A 17,430-nucleotide genomic window follows, 5' to 3' on the forward strand; every position below is an offset into this window, starting at 1 on the left:
AATGAGTATGCCATTAAAGATGGAACCACCTTGTGAGTCCAGAAGCAATTATCTTTGGGAAGATCCGCCGGATGAGGACAAATATTCAGCATGTGTGCACTGCGGTATGTGTTTGGAGTCATGCCCAACATACCTAGAAACTGGGCATGAACACCAATCCCCGCGAGGCCGCGTCCATCTCATTAAGTCTGTCGCAGAAGGTAAATTGAAAATTAACGAGGCGTTTGAAAACCCGATTTTCACCTGCTTGGATTGTCGGGCCTGTGAAACCGCTTGTCCATCTGGGGTCCAGGTTGGCTCCCTGATTGAGTCTGCTCGCGGGCAGATCCGCCAAGCGATGCCGTTGACCGGGTGGAAAGCGAAGGTGAACAAACTCTTCCTCCGTGGCGTATTTCCACATCCGAACCGGCTCCATACAATAGGAGGGTTACTCAAGGTTTACCAAAAATCCGGCCTACAAAAGGTGGTACGGAAAACAGGTTTAATGAAGATCATGCCGCCCCATCTGGCAGATATGGAATCAGTTATGCCAACGGTTTCCGATCCGGTGAAGAAGAAATACCCCGAAGTCATCCCAGCAAAAGGGGATGCAGCGGCGAAACAACGGGTAGCCCTGTTGACCGGCTGTGTGATGGACGTGATGTTCGGCAATATCAATGAAGCAACGGTTCGCGTGTTGACCCGCAATGGCTATGAGGTCGTTGTTCCCCGTGAACAGCGCTGCTGTGGGGCCCTACATATCCACGCAGGCGATCGCGAGGAAGGCAAACGACTTGCTAGACAGAATATTGATGCTTTTCTCGCGGCTGATGTCGATAAAATTGTCGTAAACGCTGCAGGTTGCGGCTGTGCCTTAAAGGAGTATCCGGAACTGCTGCAAAACGACCCTGCGTACCACGAGAAAGCTGAACAGTTTTCCGAAAAAATTGAGGATGTTTCTAAGTTTTTGGTGGACCAGGGATATGAAAAGCCTAGAGGGCGTCTTGACACAAAGCTAACCTATCACGATGCATGTCACTTGGCTCATGGTCAAGGGGTTCGTTCGGAACCAAGACAAATCCTGCGGGAAATCCCCGGTGTCGAATTGGTGGAGATGCCTGAAGCGGATCGCTGCTGTGGCAGTGCAGGGATTTATAATTTGGTGAAACCAGATATGGCGGGGAAGGTTCTGCAGGAAAAAATGTGCCATGTGCCATCGAATGTGGAGATGATCTCCATGGGGAATCCTGGATGTATGCTACAGATGAGTATCGGTGTGATGAAGCATGGAAATGGACAAAAAATCGTTCATACCGTACAAATGCTAGATTGGGCTTATGAAAATGAGGAAAAGGAGGACCGGGGATGATCAGGGATGTGATTGTTCAAGGATTAATCGATCTTGTAGGCCGAGATGCTGCCTTGTATCGCCCAGAGGACCTTCTGGCCTATGAGTGTGACGGCTATACCGTTCACAAGCGGGCCCCACGGGCCGTCGTTTTTCCAACTTCAACAGAAGAAGTTTCAAAAATCGTAAAATATCTCTACGAAAATGAAGTCCCCTTTATCCCACGGGGGGCCGGGACTGGGTTAAGCGGAGGGGCGATTCCATTGAGCGGGGAAGTGATATTGAGCCTCGTGAAAATGCGCAAGCTTATCCATGTCGATTTGCAAAATCGCTTAGCAGTTGTCCAACCAGGATTTGTTAACCTGAAGCTAACTAATTCGGTGGCGAGCAAAGGGTACTACTATGCCCCAGATCCTTCTAGCCAATATGCTTGCACTATCGGTGGAAATGTTGCAGAGAACGCTGGCGGTGCCCATTGTCTGAAATACGGGGTGACCACGAACCATATTCTTGGAATGCAGCTCGTCCTGGCAAATGGAGAGATCGTAGAAATTGGCGGTGCACCCGATATGCCAGGATATGATTTGATGGGGATTTTGACGGGATCGGAAGGAACCCTGGGGATTGTCACGGAAATTACCGTGCGGATTCTAAAAAATCCAGAAGGCAAAAAGACTGTTCTTGCCTACTTCGATCAGGTCGAGGATGCAAGCCATGCTGTTTCTGATATCATTGCTGCGGGCATTGTCCCTGCCGCTCTGGAAATGATGGATAAAACCGCCATAGAAGCTGTCGAGGCTGGAAACTTCCCCGTCGGACACCCGAAAGGTCTAGAAGCGCTGCTGTTGATTGAGGTCGATGGCATCGCCGCTGGAATTGATGATCAAATTGACGAGATCATCGAGGTTTGCAAGCACCGGAAGGTCACCCAGGTCAAAGTAGCAGAAAACGATCGCGAACGAGCGAGCTGGTGGGCCAACCGGAAAACCGCTTTTCCTGCAATGGGAGCCATTTCTCCCGATTACTTGGTGCAAGATGGCGTAATTCCGCGCAGCCGATTACCTGAAGTGCTGGAGAAAATCAGGCAAATTAGTGAAGAATCCGGACTGCGCATCGCCAATGTATTCCATGCAGGAGACGGAAACCTCCACCCGCTCATTTTGTACGATGCAAGAAAACCGGGTGAGACCGAGCTCGCAGTAAAAGTCGGATCGGCCGTTTTGAAAGTATGTGCAGATGTTGGCGGTTCGATCACTGGGGAACACGGCGTGGGAATTGAAAAGCAGAATGAAATGTGCTTTGTATTTACCGAAGAAGAACTCGAGGCTCAACTTTGCATTCGCGATGTGTTCAACCCAAACAACCTGCTCAACCCCGACAAGCTGTTCCCAAAACCAAGCCGATGCGCGGAGATGCGGGTGGCGAGGTAGGGGACTGACTATGAAGGACATTTACCTTGGTTTTACCTGGTGGGTGTCCTTTATGGCGGCTATGAAGATCAATTCCAGTGGAGACGGCTCAGGATTTGAACTTCATCCGGGTTATGAAGATCAATTCCAGTGGAGACAGCTCAGGAATTGAACTTCATCCAGGTTATGAAGATCAATTCCAGTGGAGACGGCTTAGGATTTGAACTTCATCCGGGCTATGAAGATCAACTCCAGTGGAGACGGCTCAGGAATTGAACTTCATCCAGGTTATAAAGATCAATTCCAGTGGAGATGGCTCAGGAATTGAACTTCATCCAGGTTATGAAGAACAATTTCGGTGGAGACAGCTCAGGAAATGATCTTCATCCAGGTTATGAAGATCAATTCCAGTGGAGACAGCTCGGGAAATGATCTTCATCCAGGTTATGAAGATCAATTCCAGTGGAGACGGCTCAGGAATTGAACTTCATCCAGGTTATGAAGATCAATTCCAGTGGAGACAGCTCAGGAATTGAACTTCATCCGGGTTATGAAGAACAATTCCAGTGGAGATGGCTTAGGAATTGAACTTCATCCAGGTTATGAAGATCAATTCCAGTGGAGATGGCTTAGGAATTGAACTTCATCCAGGTTATAAAGATCAATTCCAGTGGAGACGGCTCAAGTTTTGAACTGACCCAATGGGAGAGTGCCAACAGGAACACGAAAGTTTGCCACTCCCCCGCTAACAAAATATTACCAAAAAGGCCTTCCCCTAAGGGAAGGCCCACAAAACGCGGAGCTTGCCGTTATCATCGCCAACAAACACATCCCGATTGACTGCAAAAATCCCAAAATATTTACTACGGTATGTTTGGGTCACCCTAAATTGATACACATTCGCGAGCTTCGTCGCTGAGGGGGACATCTGCCAAGATGGCAAATGCTTTATAGATTCCACCGTGAATCCGAATGTATCCACACCAAATTCATCCATAAAAAATTTCGCGCCCCATTGGATATACCTCTTCTTATCCAGCTTTTCTTTCATTTGTGAGTGCATCAGTTCCCAGGAGCTTCCAAAATCCCCTTGTTGCTCATAGCGATAAAACTGTTCAACAACCTCTCTTGGTACTGTTAATTCCTTATGATATAGGGGGGCTGGGCCTCTGAAGAGATAGAAAATACCAGAAATCAGCAACAACACAACCATTGCCAATATCAACGGTCCAAAAGGTATAGATGGTTTACCCAAGACCCCTCGCTTTCTCCACAGCATGAACTCCAGGCCCCCTTTCGAAAATTGTCTGTCCCCTTCATTTATATGCTTGGCAAGGTGTAAATACGACCAAAAACTCCCCCTCCCCAAATCCCAAAAATCCCTCGAAAAATCCTCCCCATTAATCCCACAAGAACCCTTATCAACTGCCCCTGAAAATATTTTCAAGCAGGAAATCAGGTTGCCAAGACAGAAATTAGGTAGACAGGCTTTTTCAAAATCATTCATGCATAAAGAAAGGAGCCTTATGTTCAAATATTGGTTACCCGCATTACTATGGATGCTTCTTATTTTTTCGTTCTCCTCACAGCCTTATCAACAGCAGGACATGCGGCCATGGCTGAAGGATAAGCTTCCGGAAACGTTCATTAAAGAAAATTTCTCCCATATCAAAGTCAACTACGCCGGGAGTGAAGTGAGCATCCAGACAAAAGGGGTGCCGGGGTTTGTAGAATTTTTCGTTCGTAAGGGTGCGCATGTGTTTGTGTATACCGTGCTAGCCATTCTCATTCAATGGGCTGTCCGTTTAACCTGGCGGCGAATCGGCAGATTGAGCTACTTCATCTCCTTCCTTATCACCTTTTTGTATGCAATGAGCGATGAGTGGCATCAGGCGTTCACCCCTAATAGAACCCCGAAAATTCATGACGTGTTCATCGATTCATTTGGGATTTTGCTTGGCTTGCTGATTTTTATCTTCCTCCAAAGGTTGTTCTTCCTGAAAAAAGGGAAGCATGTGTAGTGGAGGCGATAGGCTAAAGTGTTGTATATCGCGATTTTGACTGCCCTTGCCGGCGAATTTAAAGTAGTACCGTTCAGCGGTGAAGCCTTCCGATTCGGACTGGGAAGCACCGTTTTTTTTCTATTAAACTTAATTGAGCAGCCGAAGTCCTATTTACGCACAGGAATTCTCACCGGACTCACCGTCCTCGTGTTTCGCTTAATCAAGGACTTCATCCTAGAAGGTACCCCTTCCCTAGGACTAAGCTTACACGCCCATTATCCAGCATTTGTCTTTTATATCCTCTATGCTATCGGACTCGTCCTGATCAAACCGCAAAAATATCGGACAGAGCCGCTGTTTTTAGGGGGAATGATCTCAGCGCTGGAATTTGTCGTCAACGGTGTAGAGCATATTCTGCGATCAACCCAGTTCCAGTCTGAAGAATGGTTGATGTTGATGGGGGTCGCCATTTTTCGCAGCTACTTTGTCGTAGGAATCTATAGCGGTCTTGTCCTGAAGGATCAAAGCAAACGTATGGAGCAAGTACTGAAAACAGGATCCGGACTCTATGCTGAGACCCTTTATCTAAAAAAATCGATGGAAAATATCGAGTCCATTATGGCGCTGAGTCATGATTTGTACCAAAAGTTAAGGAAGTCAGAACATCCCAAATGGAGCAGACAAGCCTTGCAGATCGCACAGGAAATCCATGAGGTCAAGAAGGATTCACAGCGTATTCTTGCCGGCCTTTCGAAACTCTACCTAGACGATAACAAACAAACGATGAAGCTTTCCGAGCTGTTGGAATTTGTCATACATGCAAACGAAAAATACAGTGAGAGATTAGGCAGACAGATCCATTTTACTGTCACTCAACAAATAGAGGATTTCGCAACAGACCGTTATCTACCGCTATTAACTATATTGAATAACCTGGTTGCCAATGCAGTAGAGGCTATTAGAGGCAGTGGGGCAATCTCTATTGAAGTAAACCCATTCAACGCAAATCTGCAATTTTCCATTCGAGACAATGGTCCGGGAATCACCGAAGAGGATCTCGAGCTCATTTTTGAACCCGGTTTTACTACTAAATTTAATGAAGAAGGAGTCGCTGCTACAGGCATCGGCCTTTCCCACGTGGAGGATATTATCTTAACCCTAAAAGGAACGATCGAAATCAAATCAACTCCTGAGGGGACAACATGCACCCTGACCATACCCATAACCCAGGTGAAAAGAGGTGAACTATAAATGTCCTTTCATTTTTTTATTGTCGATGATGATGCTAGCAGCCGCCGGATGCTGCAAAAAATAATAGAGGAAAAAGAAATCGGGCAAGTGCTCGGAACCGCAGAAAATGGGGTGGAGGCAGAGAATTTAATTTTGCAGCTTCACCCGGAAGTCGTCTTGATCGATTTGCTAATGCCTGAGCAGGATGGACTAGAAACGATGGATCGGCTGAAGCAAAAAGGGTTTAACGGATATTTCATCATGATCTCGCAGGTGACTAATAAAGAGATGGTTGGAGAAGCCTATCAAAAAGGGGTAGAATTTTTCATCCATAAGCCAATCAATCGGATTGAGGTTGAGACCCTTTTACAAAAAATAAAAGATCAGCTGATTCTGAAGCGGTCTCTCACTGTAATTAAAGAATCCCTGGCTGGAATGGAGACGAGAAATAAACCCAAAGTGAGTGCCCGCAGCGCAGTTCTAAGTATTCTTAACGATATGGGAATCGCAGGGGAGTCGGGAAGCCAGGATCTCATTTCTATTATTGAATACTTGCAACTCACGCAAGTGGATCCAATGTCGATGCCACCCTTGAAGGAATTGTACGAAGTCATCGCCCAGCGCAACAAGCCTGAACAAGATCAGGGAAAAGAAAGCAAAGCGATCGAGCAGCGAGTTCGCCGCGCGATCTTTGCCGCCATGGACCATCTCTCATCTCTCGGTTTGATGGATTACACCCACCCCAAGTTTGAACATTATGCCACACGTTTTTTTGATTTTCAGGATGTACGGCAACGAATGCGGGAAATGGAGAACGAAGAAGCATCGACAAAAACAAAGGTGAATATTAAGAAATTCCTTCAGTTGCTCTATATCGAAGTCCAGGACAAATTGCTTTATCCATAATTTTCTTCAAAAAAAATTTACATTTGCTTTGTAGGATTTTGTCGGATGTTGTAGCCTCTCTTTTATAATAACCTTACTAAACAACTTTGATTAGCCCAGAAGAAAAGAAAGCGTTTTTATATAGGAGAGGAGCGATATTCGATGAAAAAGTTTGGACTTGCGATGCAGATTTTGATCGGTCTTATTCTTGGTATTATCGTAGGTGCACTATTTTACGGCAACCCAGCCGTATCCACTTACCTTCAGCCGATTGGCGACATCTTTATCCGTCTAATTAAAATGATTGTTGTACCGATCGTTGTGTCAACGCTAATCATTGGTGTTGCCGGGGTCGGAGACGTGAAGCAACTAGGAAAGCTCGGTGGGAAAACGATCCTTTACTTTGAGATTGTAACCACTATTGCGATTGTTGTCGGATTATTATTTGCAAATGTCGTGCAACCTGGGGCTGGAATTGATATGTCCAGTCTATCCAAGGGAGATATTACGAAGTATGTGGAAACAACGAATGAAGTGCAAAACCACAGCTTTGCGGATACCTTTGTAAATATTGTACCAACCAATATTATTGATTCCATGGCAAGTGGAAATATGTTAGCCATTATCTTTTTCTCCGTCATGTTTGGTTTAGGTATTGCTGCTGTTGGCGATCGAGGAAAACCTGTACTGGCCTTTTTCCAAGGTGTAGCCGATGCGATGTTCTGGGTGACCAACCAAATTATGAAGTTTGCTCCATTTGGGGTGTTTGCTTTGATCGGGGTTACCGTATCAAAATTTGGAGTAGATTCTCTGATCCCTCTTGGGAAATTGATGATCACCGTTTATGTAGCCATGTTGTTCTTCATCTTCGTAGTTCTTGGCACCATTGCCAAAATCGCTGGAACAAGCGTGTGGTCGATCATTAAGATTCTGAAAGACGAATTGCTTCTTGCTTATTCCACATCCAGTTCGGAAACCGTACTTCCTAAAATCATGGAAAAAATGGAGAAGTTTGGCTGTCCAAAAGCCATCACCTCCTTTGTTATTCCAACAGGCTATTCTTTTAACTTGGATGGGTCAACCCTTTATCAAGCACTGGCAGCGATCTTTATCGCCCAGATGTATGGCATTGATATGCCAATCAGTACCCAAATTACTTTGGTCCTCGTTCTCATGGTTACTTCCAAAGGGATTGCTGGTGTGCCAGGTGTATCGTTCGTCGTTCTTCTGGCTACCCTTGGATCCGTAGGGATCCCGCTTGAAGGTCTCGCCTTCATCGCTGGTGTGGACCGTCTTCTAGACATGGCACGTACCGTCGTAAACGTAATTGGAAACTCTTTGGCAGCCGTTGTGATGTCCAAATGGGAAGGCCAATATGATAAGAAGAAAGCTGTCGCGTATGTATCTTCTATTGATAAAGCGGCATAATTTTAAAAGCTGGTCGAATGACCAGCTTTTTTCTTCCTATATTAGTAAAACGGTTTCAATTCTCCTTCTGAAGGAGTATAGTTAAGATAGCAGGACAGGCATGATATCAAGACAGGAGGGACCCTATGTTTAGAAGATTTATTCGCGGTTTGAAATATAAGTTTATCGTTCTGATGCGAAATAAAGGGGCTTCCACTGTCATTGCACGCAGCTTTGCGATCGGAATGTTTGTCGAATTTATTACCCTGCCAACGATGGGACTAGCCTTCTTATTGCTTTTTCCATTAATAAGATTTACACGAAGCTTGTTTTCCGTATCTTTAATTGGATTTGCCACTGGAAAGCTGTTGATTCCGCTGTTCCTTGTCTTTAATTACAAAGTCGGAGAATTCTTTGTTCATACGGGTGTAGGTAATGAAACCGCGCTTCAAACTGCTTCCTTCTTTTCGTGGGAGGCATTTAAGGAAAAAGGACTAGCCTTCCTTACAGGAAGTGGAGTGAATGGGATTTGGGTTGCGTTGATTTTCTATGCTGTCGTCTATTGGGCCATTGGGGCTTATCGGAAAAGAAAAGAGAACCGTCGACAAGAGCGTTCGCTTGCGATTCCAGAGCAAACATCATAAGAGAGGCGTACGGGCGTTTAGCGAAAAGTCAGACCTATAGCCGGATAAAATTCCTACGGAACAAAGCAAAGGGAATTGATCCGGTTATTTTTGTTAGTTAATACAGTTATTAGTATATTCGGGAATATTTAAATATTAAATATATGTTAAAAAATGGTATAATGGTCCTAGTCATGCGTAAAATGTACTTGTTGGAAATCTTCCTTAACTATCATAGCGGATTGGAGGGGCCTGAATGAATGACGGAACCATTATGGTTGTCGAAGATGATCAAGAAATTGCCAATGTGATTGCTGTGTACTTGGAAAAGGACGGATACCAACCAATAGTGTATGGATCTGCGGAAGAGGCGGTTTTGCATACTGGAGGATCGGATCTAATTATTCTAGACATTGAACTACCAGGGATAGATGGGATTGAAGCCTGCAGGAAAATGAGGAAAATGACAGATGTACCGATCATTTTTCTCAGCTGTAGAGGAAGTGAAAGCGATACCATTTTAGGTCTGGATGCAGGGGCAGACGATTATATCACCAAACCGTTTAGTCCCCGTTCATTGATGGCAAGAGTGCGTGCGAATCTTCGCCGGTATCGAGTGATGAAATCCTCCTCAGATGTAAATAAGGTCTTGAATTACCCGGGACTGCGGATTGACAGTAAACAACAAAATGTTTCTGTAGAAGGGGAGATCATCAATCTGTCCACAACCGAATTTAAATTACTGATGACCTTAGCTGATAATCCCGATAAAATCTTTTCACTCGATGAATTGTTTTCTACAGTATGGAATTCTCCGAGCTGGGGTGACTCCAAAACGGTAGTCGTTCATCTTAGCAATCTTCGGAAGAAGCTTGTAACGAAATCGATGGGGCAAAAATATATTAAAACCATCAGAGGCAAGGGGTATCGCTTTGACCCTCAGTTGCAAAGGGAAAAGGTGTAGTCAGGGAGAATGCGATGAATCAGCACAGAAATAGCTCATCTCACAAAATCCCATATTAAATTCATAGCTGCTGGTTGAAAAACAGCAGGATCTGCGTTATTCTTATTAAAGAACGAATTGTTCTTTAATAGAAATGGAGATGGCAGATCAAAAATGGCAATAGAAACAGTACAGGAGGTTGCTAAGAAAAATCAAGTTTTTTCACAAATGGAGAATGACCTGCAGGAGTTTGTCGTCTATTTGAATACAGTGTGTGATCTGGAGAAACTTCACCATCAGAAGGAAATGATCAAAGAATCCGTTAAAGATCCGCAGCATTGGCAGGCACGGATTTTATTATATAAAAAGGTCCAGTTAATTAACGAAAGACTTGCGAAACTATCAAACTGAAAACGCGTTGGATAAAGAGTACGGCTAAGGGAGGCTTGTACTCTTTTTTTATAGACTGTTCTTTTTGACCCATTGTTTGTACTCTATAAAATCACGAAATTGTTCTTTGGTCATATTCGATTCCTTTATTTCATTCAAAAGCTCCTCCCATTCGGAGTCAAGTGCATGGACCCCATATGTGAGGACATCTTCCTGAAGAAGATCATCTATTGAAATGTGTAAGGCCCGCGCAATTTTCCCCAAAAATTGAACTGAAGGATTGGAATCGTTAGAACGCTCCACTGTACTCAAATAAGATTTAGAAACATCCGCCCGTTTTGCCAGCTCTGAGATGGAAAGCCCGTTTTTAATACGCAATAGATGAATTTTATGTCCGATCATATTAGTTCGCCTCCTTTTTCAAACTATTCGAAAGGTGAATTTTATTTCAGGGGGTAGTGAATAAAACGATGTTCTTTATTGAGAACTATATTTTATTTTACTATTTTATTTTTGCAAAGTATGTCGGCTGATGTAGTCGATTAATATTTTTTAATATTATTGCAAGTAGGAGTTTAGTCCGGTATAGTTCTTTATAAGAAACGAAATGGTGAGGTGTATTATGAAAAAATCGATAGTGATAGGAATCTTCTTAGGTTCTATAGTCCTATTGGGATACGCTTTATTCCAAATTATTTGGTCTGAGTATAGTATGAATCGAATGGTTGAAGAATGGAATCAACAAGTAACGATAGGACAGGATAGCAACCAAGATGAAATCAAAGTAGAAAACCTTATCGAGAAATATAGAATGGAACCAGGCAAAGCTAATCTTAAGGTATTGAAAAGACCAAATACTGGAGAAATAATAGGTAAAATGGAAATAGACCGCTTAGATCGAACACTACCCATTTTACAAGGTTCTGATTCCGCCACTCTTGCAAAAGGTGTAGGGCATTTGCCGGAATCTGTATTACCAGGGGAAGTTGGAAATAGTATTCTTGCTGGGCATCGTGACACAGTTTTACGGGGACTTGGTGAATTAAAAATGGGGGATTTCTTAACCATCGATACAAAAGAAGGTAGCTTCCTATATGAGATTATAGAGCACAAGATTGTAGATCCAGATTATCAAGGTCTACAGCTTACACATGATAAACAAATGTTAACAATCATTACATGTTATCCCTTTGATTTTATTGGTCCCGCACCGCAAAGGTATATTTTAACAGCTCAGTTGAAATAAAGAAGCTCTCAAAAGTCAAAAAAACGGACTTTTGAGAGCCTTTTTAGTTATCCTTTTCCTTTTCCAATCTCCACTTATTAAATTCCAAGAATTCTCTGAATTGATCTTTGCTAACTCCAGAGGCCATTGCTTCTTTAACTAGCTTCATCCAATCTTCATCTATGTGCTTTAATTCTTGTTCTTGATCCGGGTGAATTAGGCTATCGACTGGAACTTGAAGCACACTAGCCACCTTTTCTAAGAATTGGATCGAAGGATTCGATTGAATTTCTCGCTCAATAGAACTTAGGTAGGACTTGGCCACACTTGCTCTTTCCGCTAATTCAGAAAGTGACAATCCCTTTTCCTTTCGTAGCTGCTGTATCCGTTTTCCTATCATAATGACTCCTTTATTAGCATCGTTCTATTTAGAATACTTCTGGGTTCATTATAGGGTAAAAACAAGTCGAAATAAAGTTAATTTTTACAGTTAAAATTAGACTGCTGCTATGTTCGTTGTTAATACTAAATGATTATTGAGGTTACATCTGCAAAAACAACACTTTATTTCAAATGTATATAAAAAAGAACTGTATAGAACCGGGATTCTATACAGTATCTTATCTGAGGTTCTTCAATTTAGGGGTTCTTCTTTTTAAATTTCAATTTCCATAATGCAATGCCAGAGACAACAAATAAGGCAAAACTAACCATTAGTAAATTGTACCACGGACTTGCTGTATTTGGCAGTTGTTTAACTGGTAAGACGTTATCCATTGAAGGTGTTTTCTCAGGCAGTTCCTCCAATTGTGGCTCCGAATGATTTGGCATCCCTTCCGAAATAATCGGTTCATTGGATTGACCGTCACCTTTATCACTTTTAACACCGTCATCGCCGTCATCGCCGTCATCGCCGTCATCGCCGTCATCGCCGTCATCGCCGTCATCGCCGTCATCGCCGTCATCGCCGTCATCGCCGTCATCGCCGTCATCGCCGTCATCGCCGTCATCGCCGTCATCGCCGTCATCACCGTCATCGCCGTCACCACCGCACCTTACTGTTACGGTAGCAGAAGCACGGGCTTCAGTTCCCACGATTGTGGCGATATTTGTATGATCACCTTTTTGATCACATGTAAAGGGAGTATTGTAGGATTTTGAGCCGCTGTCTTTAAAATAAAATTCCTGCTTTGTTTTTTGGTCATTATCCAAAATGTCCTCGACTTTGATGGTGTTTTTTCCTTGATCTTCTAAGTTTGTAGTTTTGCTAATTTTTATAGTGGAGCCATTAGTTGTTGATATTTGCACAGCTACTCGATAAGAACTATTTGTGGATACTTCCTTTTCGGGAATGTCAATCTTGTAATTGTATATTTTATTTTCATCAGGACCCAGTGCAACATTATCATTAGGATCTACTATAGTTTTAGAGCCTATAAGAGTGTCGGAAGACGTTTTAAATAGATCTAGCTTAATGGAAAGAGGATCTGTAGCCTTATCATTTCTGTTCGTAATGTTAATTTCACCATCAATGTAGGCGGTGGTCTTACCCCTCCTTTCCTTTTTCACCGTGATTTCCCAAGTTGCAGTCGCTTTGTCATTGTTTTTATCATCTGGATACAAAACTTTATGGTTTACCTCTTTGGTAATAGTCCATTCATTATCTCCTTCTAGATATCCCTTTACGGAAACGTTGGTGTAAATACCTCTTTTGTTTTTACAGGTTTCGCAAAGGTCAATGCTGTTTGGAACTCCAGTTTGAGGATTAGTATCATTCACGTCAGGGAATGGCTTCCAAATCCCAGGGTCAATGTCAACAACTTCCGGAAATTTTGAAAGATCAATAGGGTCAATGTTTATGCCGTTCGGAAATCCCTTCCCAGGAATATCCGTGTCAATTTTAATACCGCCTACTAACCCAGACCCAGCTTCAGTTTGTTTAGTGTCAAGTGATCCCTTCTGAGGGCTAGGGTCAATGTTAAGTTTGCCCGGGAGTTTTGACGGATCAATATTGTTAATGTCAAAGTCACTTGGAGATCCGTTTTTTGGAATAATGCTGTCAATGTTAATGCTACTTGGCAATTCATTCTGAGGAATAATTGGGTCAATTTTTGTGTTGCCTGTGATTCCGTTTGTAAAATCAGATGAGCTGGAATTATTGTTAGCGTAATCGGAAATATTCATTGAAGGTATGGGTCGATCTATGCCAATGTCAGGTACAGTACTATTGTTGTTTATCTCTTCGGCAAAACCAGGAGAAAACAAACTAAATATCAAAGAAAAAGTCGTAATGGCTGAATAAACCGGAATCATTTTCTTTTTCATGTCTATGCCCTAAACTCCTTTATTTAATGTTTTGATCCATTTCATGCATTGATTTTGACCAATCCCTCCTTATGTTGAAATTAAGAAAAAGGTAAAAAGACCATATCGTTTTGTATAAGAAATCTTTCGTTCTTATTATAGAACGAAACGCGAAAAAGTTAAAGCTGTTTTTAAATAATTAAAATAGTTAATTCAAGGAAAACTATAATTTAAGAATCTTGGAGTTTTTTCTATAGAGAAGACCTTTAATTTTGGACTTTACCAGATTGACAAAATTTGAAGGAATAAAGTATATGGGGTAGCTTCAAACCAGAATAGTAAGGGTTTGTGGGAAATACAAGATATAGCATGGACTCCCCTTTTATTATAGTAGTCTGTTAACTCTAATAATATATATATGACCAATTTGTTCTATATATAAAACGATATCGTTCTTTAAATAGCAGAAAAACAAAGAAACACACAGATATACGCTGTATATGGAACGAAAAACGTTCTTTTTAACGAATTTTGGGCTGGAATGAGATTTTTGTTTTCCGCCAATTCGGAATATACTAAAGCCATGAAAGGGAACGTACATAAAGGTTCTCCTTTTGAAAAATCAATTTAATTTGGAGGTAATGGCATGATTAAGAAACTTGTAGGAGTAGGAATTCTAGCAGCGTCTTTAATGGGGGGAACATCGGTATTTGCGGATAGCAGTAATACAACTTCCAATCAGTATATGCAAGTTGGTGGGAATGCTCAGAGTGGCTATATTCAATCTGGGTATGCAAATGGGACCTCCCAGAGCCAAATGCAGAGCGTAGGCCTTAATCAACAATATGCTGGCATAGCAAATACTAATCAGTCAACTTTCACACAAAATGCGAACTCTGTTAATAATAATCAAGCTTCTAGTGCATATGGAACTTCCAGTGTAAGCCAACAACAAACTCAAAATGTGGGTGGTATGGCAGTTGGTGGTGGTTCTTTAGGAAATATTCAAACTCAAGCTGCTTCAGGTGCAGGAAATATTACTGGAACACAATCGAATAGTACTTTTGGTAATACCCAATCACAAACAATTAGTGGTAACAACAGTAATCAATCCCAAGGTCAAGATGTTCTTTTAAACAGACAAAATCAAAGTGCTACAGGTGCAACTGATGCTACCATGGAGCAATACGGGAATGTTAATGGAGGAGTTCAGTCACAATCATCTACATCATGGGGGAATAATCAAGGGCAAGTACAAGGGGTTCAAGCGAATACTCAAACCCAATCTGTAAGTGTAAGTGGAAATCCAGGCATTACTGCAACTAATACAGCCCAATATCAGTCAGGCTCAGCTAGTGGAAATAATCAAAGTCAAAGCATAACAGGTGGTTCTCATTATAACGCTCAAAATCAAAATGCAGGTGTATTTGGAAATACTCAAAACCAGCAGGTAACTACCGGAGCATGGTCATCTGCTTCAAATAACTCTCAAAGTCAAGCTCAAGATGTATATGGAAATGCCCAATCCCAAGTAATTCAATAATTTTCACTTCGACTCCACCCAGAAAATCTGGGTGGGGTCAAATAGAATGATTTAAAACAATAGAAATGGAGTATCACGAATGTCTCTCAAACGCATTTCAAGTATTTTCCTGCTAACTATTTCAACCACTTTTGCTTTTCATGGATTAGCAGGGGCCCAATCGACCAATGTTATACAAACTCAACTAAGTGGAGTAATTGCAAGCGATCAATTCCAAACAAGTAAAGGTTCAATTACAACAAATCAGGAGCAAGATGCATTGTTGGAAGGCAACACCCAAATTTTAGGTGCCTTTAATTCGCATAACTTATACCAAGAGCAAACCTCATTAATTATTGGTGGACTTCAAACCCAGTATGCAGAAGACTCAGAAAGGACTACACAAGTTCAGGGGGTTATTGGACATTCAGGACAGTTGCAAGTTTCCGCCAATTCGTCGAATGTTGAACAAATACAGAGCAATGTTTTTATTCCCTATCAAATTCAAATATTATGTGGACCAGAAGTAAAGCAGGATCAGGGTGCAAATTCTACAGCATTCCAAACCCAAGCTTCCGAAAATGTTGAAGAAAGAACACAAACACAAGAAAATGCTGTCGTTGTAAAACAATTCCAAACAGCAAAGTGAGCGGAGAGCTTCACTATTAGATAGTGAAGATTTCCGCGCCTTGTGATCATACTCATCCATACCCATTGGGCCATAGCCAAGCGGTAAGGCAACGGACTTTGACTCCGTCAGGCTCTGGTTCGAATCCAGATGGCCCAGCCAATACAATTTAATAACTTAGATAGATCCTTCGTAAGTATTATGTCCAATTAAAGGTAAGCCACTACGCAGTAGTGGCTTACAATGTTTTACCCCTCTCCGTTCTTAAAATGACACTAAATGTTCGTTTTATGTTGATATTTCCAACTGTTAAATGTATACTGAAATTAGTTCTCTAAATAGAACGTTAACGAACGGTATAGTGAAAGTACATATTGATTCTTCTTTTACGATTAGAAAGGGGTAAAACAAATGAAAAAATATTTGATAGGAACAATAGCTGGAGTGTTGTTAACAACTAGTTCTGCAGCATTTGCTGATGGTTTTAGTATCAATGCTGCAGTGAAATCGATCCAGTTCAATTTCAACGGAAATGTAATCACTGAGAATGCAGTAGAGTATGGGGATCATGTGTATGTTCCAGTCAGACTCGTTGCAGAGAATCTTGGAGCGAAAGTAGGTTGGGATGCGGAAAGTGCTATGATGACGTTCACCTATGGACCTGATGTTAATAATGAAGCAGTCGATATAAAAAATGATGTGACATTCTCTGTAGATTCCATAGAAAGAAGTGGTGGATCCACTAAATTGAAGGTTAAGTTGAAAAATGATAGGGAGGTACCGGTTGCTCTTAATGAACAATTCTCGCAGCTTGTAGTTGATGGAGAACAATATAATCATAGCACTGATTTTAAGTCCGGAACTTTTGATAGTACTTGGCTTAAACCAATCCAGCCGGGTGCCGTTCAAACAGGAGAAATTATCATGCCGGAGATTCCCAAGAATGCTGATTCTGTTAGGTTGTTGGTTTACATAATGGGACCAGGTGGTGCAATTGATACGTTTCAGGTGGTTGTACCTATGGAGAAAGGAGATTAAGAAATGAGGAGGTCAAGGGCATCAAAACTTAGGGCAGAAGCTCAATTTAAAAAGTCCAAAGAAAAGCGGAAATCTACGTTATACAACAGTAAAAACATCATTACTGCAACAGCAATGGTTTTACTAACTTCCATTATACATCCATTCACTCCTGTTAGAGCAGAGTCATTGGGAAGCAGTTCAACATCCGAATCGTCGACTTCGTCATCATCTAGTTCAGGGGAAAATGGTCAATCAGAAACATCAAGTAGTGTAGACTCATCCACTGAAAATACGGCATCGGATACAGGGGGAAGTACTGATTCAGAAACGTCTGTCAGTGAGGATTCATCATCAGCAACAATGTCTGACGCAGGTGAAAGTGGTCAATCAGAAACATCAAGTAGTGTAGACTCATCCGTTGAAAATACGGCATCGGATACAGGGGGAAGTACTGATTCAGAAACGTCTGTCAGTGAGGATTCATCATCAGCAACAATGTCTGACGCAGGTGAAA

At 42.1% G+C, this 17,430-nt stretch carries 18 protein-coding genes, 1 tRNA gene and 1 pseudogene; 16 read left to right on the forward strand and 4 right to left on the reverse strand.

Annotation, left to right across the window (positions count from 1 at the left end):
• The first annotated feature begins 1 nt into the window (after position 1).
• Genes J2Z37_RS20130 through J2Z37_RS20140 form a run of 3 tightly spaced genes read left to right on the forward strand, consistent with a single transcriptional unit; the run spans position 2 to position 2,908 of the window.
• On the forward strand, positions 2–1,348 hold the full coding sequence (locus J2Z37_RS20130; protein WP_209812107.1) for a (Fe-S)-binding protein: 1,347 nt from the start codon (positions 2–4) through the stop codon (positions 1,346–1,348).
• Positions 1,345–2,757 (forward strand): FAD-linked oxidase C-terminal domain-containing protein, encoded by a 1,413-nt coding sequence (locus J2Z37_RS20135; protein ID WP_209812108.1) that lies wholly within the window; start codon positions 1,345–1,347, stop codon positions 2,755–2,757. The genes J2Z37_RS20130 and J2Z37_RS20135 overlap by 4 nt, the downstream gene beginning before the upstream one ends.
• 10 nt (positions 2,758–2,767) lie before the next feature.
• On the forward strand, positions 2,768–2,908 hold the full coding sequence (locus J2Z37_RS20140; RefSeq protein ID WP_209812109.1) for a hypothetical protein: 141 nt from the start codon (positions 2,768–2,770) through the stop codon (positions 2,906–2,908).
• Between the two features lie 603 nt (positions 2,909–3,511).
• Here the strand turns inward: J2Z37_RS20140 and J2Z37_RS20145 are convergent.
• The gene (locus J2Z37_RS20145) at positions 3,512–4,015 is read right to left on the reverse strand and encodes a hypothetical protein (protein WP_209812110.1); all 504 of its coding nucleotides are present in this window, start codon (positions 4,013–4,015) and stop codon (positions 3,512–3,514) included.
• A gap of 247 nt (positions 4,016–4,262) precedes the next feature.
• On the opposite strand from J2Z37_RS20145, the gene J2Z37_RS20150 reads away from it, so the two are divergent.
• From J2Z37_RS20150 to J2Z37_RS20180, 7 genes are all read left to right on the forward strand, one after another.
• Positions 4,263–4,757 (forward strand): VanZ family protein, encoded by a 495-nt coding sequence (locus tag J2Z37_RS20150; protein WP_280922245.1) that lies wholly within the window; start codon positions 4,263–4,265, stop codon positions 4,755–4,757.
• Positions 4,758–4,775: 18 nt separating this feature from the next.
• Positions 4,776–5,990, forward strand: coding sequence for a sensor histidine kinase (locus J2Z37_RS20155; RefSeq protein WP_209812112.1), 1,215 nt, complete (start codon positions 4,776–4,778; stop codon positions 5,988–5,990).
• Positions 5,991–6,875 (forward strand): response regulator, encoded by an 885-nt coding sequence (locus tag J2Z37_RS20160; RefSeq protein WP_209812113.1) that lies wholly within the window; start codon positions 5,991–5,993, stop codon positions 6,873–6,875.
• A gap of 141 nt (positions 6,876–7,016) precedes the next feature.
• Positions 7,017–8,282 carry a glutamate/aspartate:proton symporter GltP gene (gltP, locus tag J2Z37_RS20165; protein ID WP_209812114.1) on the forward strand — a complete coding sequence of 422 codons (1,266 nt, stop codon included), beginning with the start codon at positions 7,017–7,019 and terminating at the stop codon, positions 8,280–8,282.
• Between the two features lie 125 nt (positions 8,283–8,407).
• The gene (locus J2Z37_RS20170; protein WP_209812115.1) at positions 8,408–8,905 is read left to right on the forward strand and encodes a DUF2062 domain-containing protein; all 498 of its coding nucleotides are present in this window, start codon (positions 8,408–8,410) and stop codon (positions 8,903–8,905) included.
• Between the two features lie 235 nt (positions 8,906–9,140).
• Positions 9,141–9,848, forward strand: a complete 708-nt coding sequence (locus J2Z37_RS20175; protein WP_209812116.1) for a response regulator — start codon at positions 9,141–9,143, stop codon at positions 9,846–9,848.
• 153 nt (positions 9,849–10,001) lie between these two features.
• The gene (locus J2Z37_RS20180; protein ID WP_209812117.1) at positions 10,002–10,238 is read left to right on the forward strand and encodes a hypothetical protein; all 237 of its coding nucleotides are present in this window, start codon (positions 10,002–10,004) and stop codon (positions 10,236–10,238) included.
• A gap of 48 nt (positions 10,239–10,286) precedes the next feature.
• On the opposite strand, the gene J2Z37_RS20185 is transcribed toward J2Z37_RS20180, so the two are convergent.
• Positions 10,287–10,619: a helix-turn-helix domain-containing protein gene (locus J2Z37_RS20185; protein ID WP_209812118.1), complete on the reverse strand. Its 333-nt coding sequence runs from the start codon at positions 10,617–10,619 to the stop codon at positions 10,287–10,289.
• A 220-nt stretch (positions 10,620–10,839) separates the two neighbouring features.
• Between J2Z37_RS20185 and J2Z37_RS20190 the strand changes: the two genes are divergently transcribed.
• Positions 10,840–11,463, forward strand: a complete 624-nt coding sequence (locus J2Z37_RS20190; RefSeq protein ID WP_209812119.1) for a class D sortase — start codon at positions 10,840–10,842, stop codon at positions 11,461–11,463.
• Positions 11,464–11,506: 43 nt separating this feature from the next.
• Here the strand turns inward: J2Z37_RS20190 and J2Z37_RS20195 are convergent, their stop codons facing one another.
• A complete protein-coding gene (locus J2Z37_RS20195; RefSeq protein WP_209812120.1) occupies positions 11,507–11,842 on the reverse strand; it encodes a helix-turn-helix domain-containing protein in 336 nt (111 codons plus the stop codon).
• A gap of 239 nt (positions 11,843–12,081) precedes the next feature.
• Entirely contained in the window at positions 12,082–13,767 is a 1,686-nt protein-coding gene (locus tag J2Z37_RS20200) for a hypothetical protein (protein ID WP_209812121.1), read from the reverse strand.
• 625 nt (positions 13,768–14,392) lie between these two features.
• Here J2Z37_RS20200 and J2Z37_RS20205 point away from each other — a divergent pair.
• The 5 genes and pseudogenes from J2Z37_RS20205 to J2Z37_RS20225 form a co-directional block, all read left to right on the forward strand.
• Positions 14,393–15,289, forward strand: coding sequence for a serine-rich family protein (locus J2Z37_RS20205; RefSeq protein ID WP_209812122.1), 897 nt, complete (start codon positions 14,393–14,395; stop codon positions 15,287–15,289).
• Positions 15,290–15,368: 79 nt separating this feature from the next.
• Positions 15,369–15,917, forward strand: a complete 549-nt coding sequence (locus tag J2Z37_RS20210; RefSeq protein WP_209812123.1) for a hypothetical protein — start codon at positions 15,369–15,371, stop codon at positions 15,915–15,917.
• Positions 15,918–15,983: 66 nt separating this feature from the next.
• Positions 15,984–16,058, forward strand: a tRNA-Gln gene (locus J2Z37_RS20215).
• Between the two features lie 249 nt (positions 16,059–16,307).
• A complete protein-coding gene (locus J2Z37_RS20220) occupies positions 16,308–16,934 on the forward strand; it encodes a stalk domain-containing protein (protein ID WP_209812124.1) in 627 nt (208 codons plus the stop codon).
• A gap of 3 nt (positions 16,935–16,937) precedes the next feature.
• Positions 16,938–17,430: pseudogene (locus tag J2Z37_RS20225) on the forward strand (hypothetical protein); the annotation flags it as partial.

Source organism: Ammoniphilus resinae (assembly GCF_017873965.1).
GTDB classification, from domain to species: domain Bacteria; phylum Bacillota; class Bacilli; order Aneurinibacillales; family RAOX-1; genus Ammoniphilus_A; species Ammoniphilus_A resinae.

Bases quoted from the DNA above. Each gene is read 5' to 3' on its own strand.
- J2Z37_RS20130 (WP_209812107.1), top strand. From the start codon at position 2: ATGAGTATGCCATTAAAGATGGAACCACCTTGTGAGTCCAGAAGCAAT.
- J2Z37_RS20135 (WP_209812108.1), top strand. From the start codon at position 1,345: ATGATCAGGGATGTGATTGTTCAAGGATTAATCGATCTTGTAGGCCGA.
- J2Z37_RS20140 (WP_209812109.1), top strand. From the start codon at position 2,768: ATGAAGGACATTTACCTTGGTTTTACCTGGTGGGTGTCCTTTATGGCG.
- J2Z37_RS20145 (WP_209812110.1), bottom strand. From the start codon at position 4,015: ATGCTGTGGAGAAAGCGAGGGGTCTTGGGTAAACCATCTATACCTTTT.
- J2Z37_RS20150 (WP_280922245.1), top strand. From the start codon at position 4,263: ATGTTCAAATATTGGTTACCCGCATTACTATGGATGCTTCTTATTTTT.
- J2Z37_RS20160 (WP_209812113.1), top strand. From the start codon at position 5,991: ATGTCCTTTCATTTTTTTATTGTCGATGATGATGCTAGCAGCCGCCGG.
- gltP (WP_209812114.1), top strand. From the start codon at position 7,017: ATGAAAAAGTTTGGACTTGCGATGCAGATTTTGATCGGTCTTATTCTT.
- J2Z37_RS20170 (WP_209812115.1), top strand. From the start codon at position 8,408: ATGTTTAGAAGATTTATTCGCGGTTTGAAATATAAGTTTATCGTTCTG.
- J2Z37_RS20175 (WP_209812116.1), top strand. From the start codon at position 9,141: ATGAATGACGGAACCATTATGGTTGTCGAAGATGATCAAGAAATTGCC.
- J2Z37_RS20180 (WP_209812117.1), top strand. From the start codon at position 10,002: ATGGCAATAGAAACAGTACAGGAGGTTGCTAAGAAAAATCAAGTTTTT.
- J2Z37_RS20185 (WP_209812118.1), bottom strand. From the start codon at position 10,619: ATGATCGGACATAAAATTCATCTATTGCGTATTAAAAACGGGCTTTCC.
- J2Z37_RS20190 (WP_209812119.1), top strand. From the start codon at position 10,840: ATGAAAAAATCGATAGTGATAGGAATCTTCTTAGGTTCTATAGTCCTA.
- J2Z37_RS20195 (WP_209812120.1), bottom strand. From the start codon at position 11,842: ATGATAGGAAAACGGATACAGCAGCTACGAAAGGAAAAGGGATTGTCA.
- J2Z37_RS20200 (WP_209812121.1), bottom strand. From the start codon at position 13,767: ATGAAAAAGAAAATGATTCCGGTTTATTCAGCCATTACGACTTTTTCT.
- J2Z37_RS20205 (WP_209812122.1), top strand. From the start codon at position 14,393: ATGATTAAGAAACTTGTAGGAGTAGGAATTCTAGCAGCGTCTTTAATG.
- J2Z37_RS20210 (WP_209812123.1), top strand. From the start codon at position 15,369: ATGTCTCTCAAACGCATTTCAAGTATTTTCCTGCTAACTATTTCAACC.
- J2Z37_RS20220 (WP_209812124.1), top strand. From the start codon at position 16,308: ATGAAAAAATATTTGATAGGAACAATAGCTGGAGTGTTGTTAACAACT.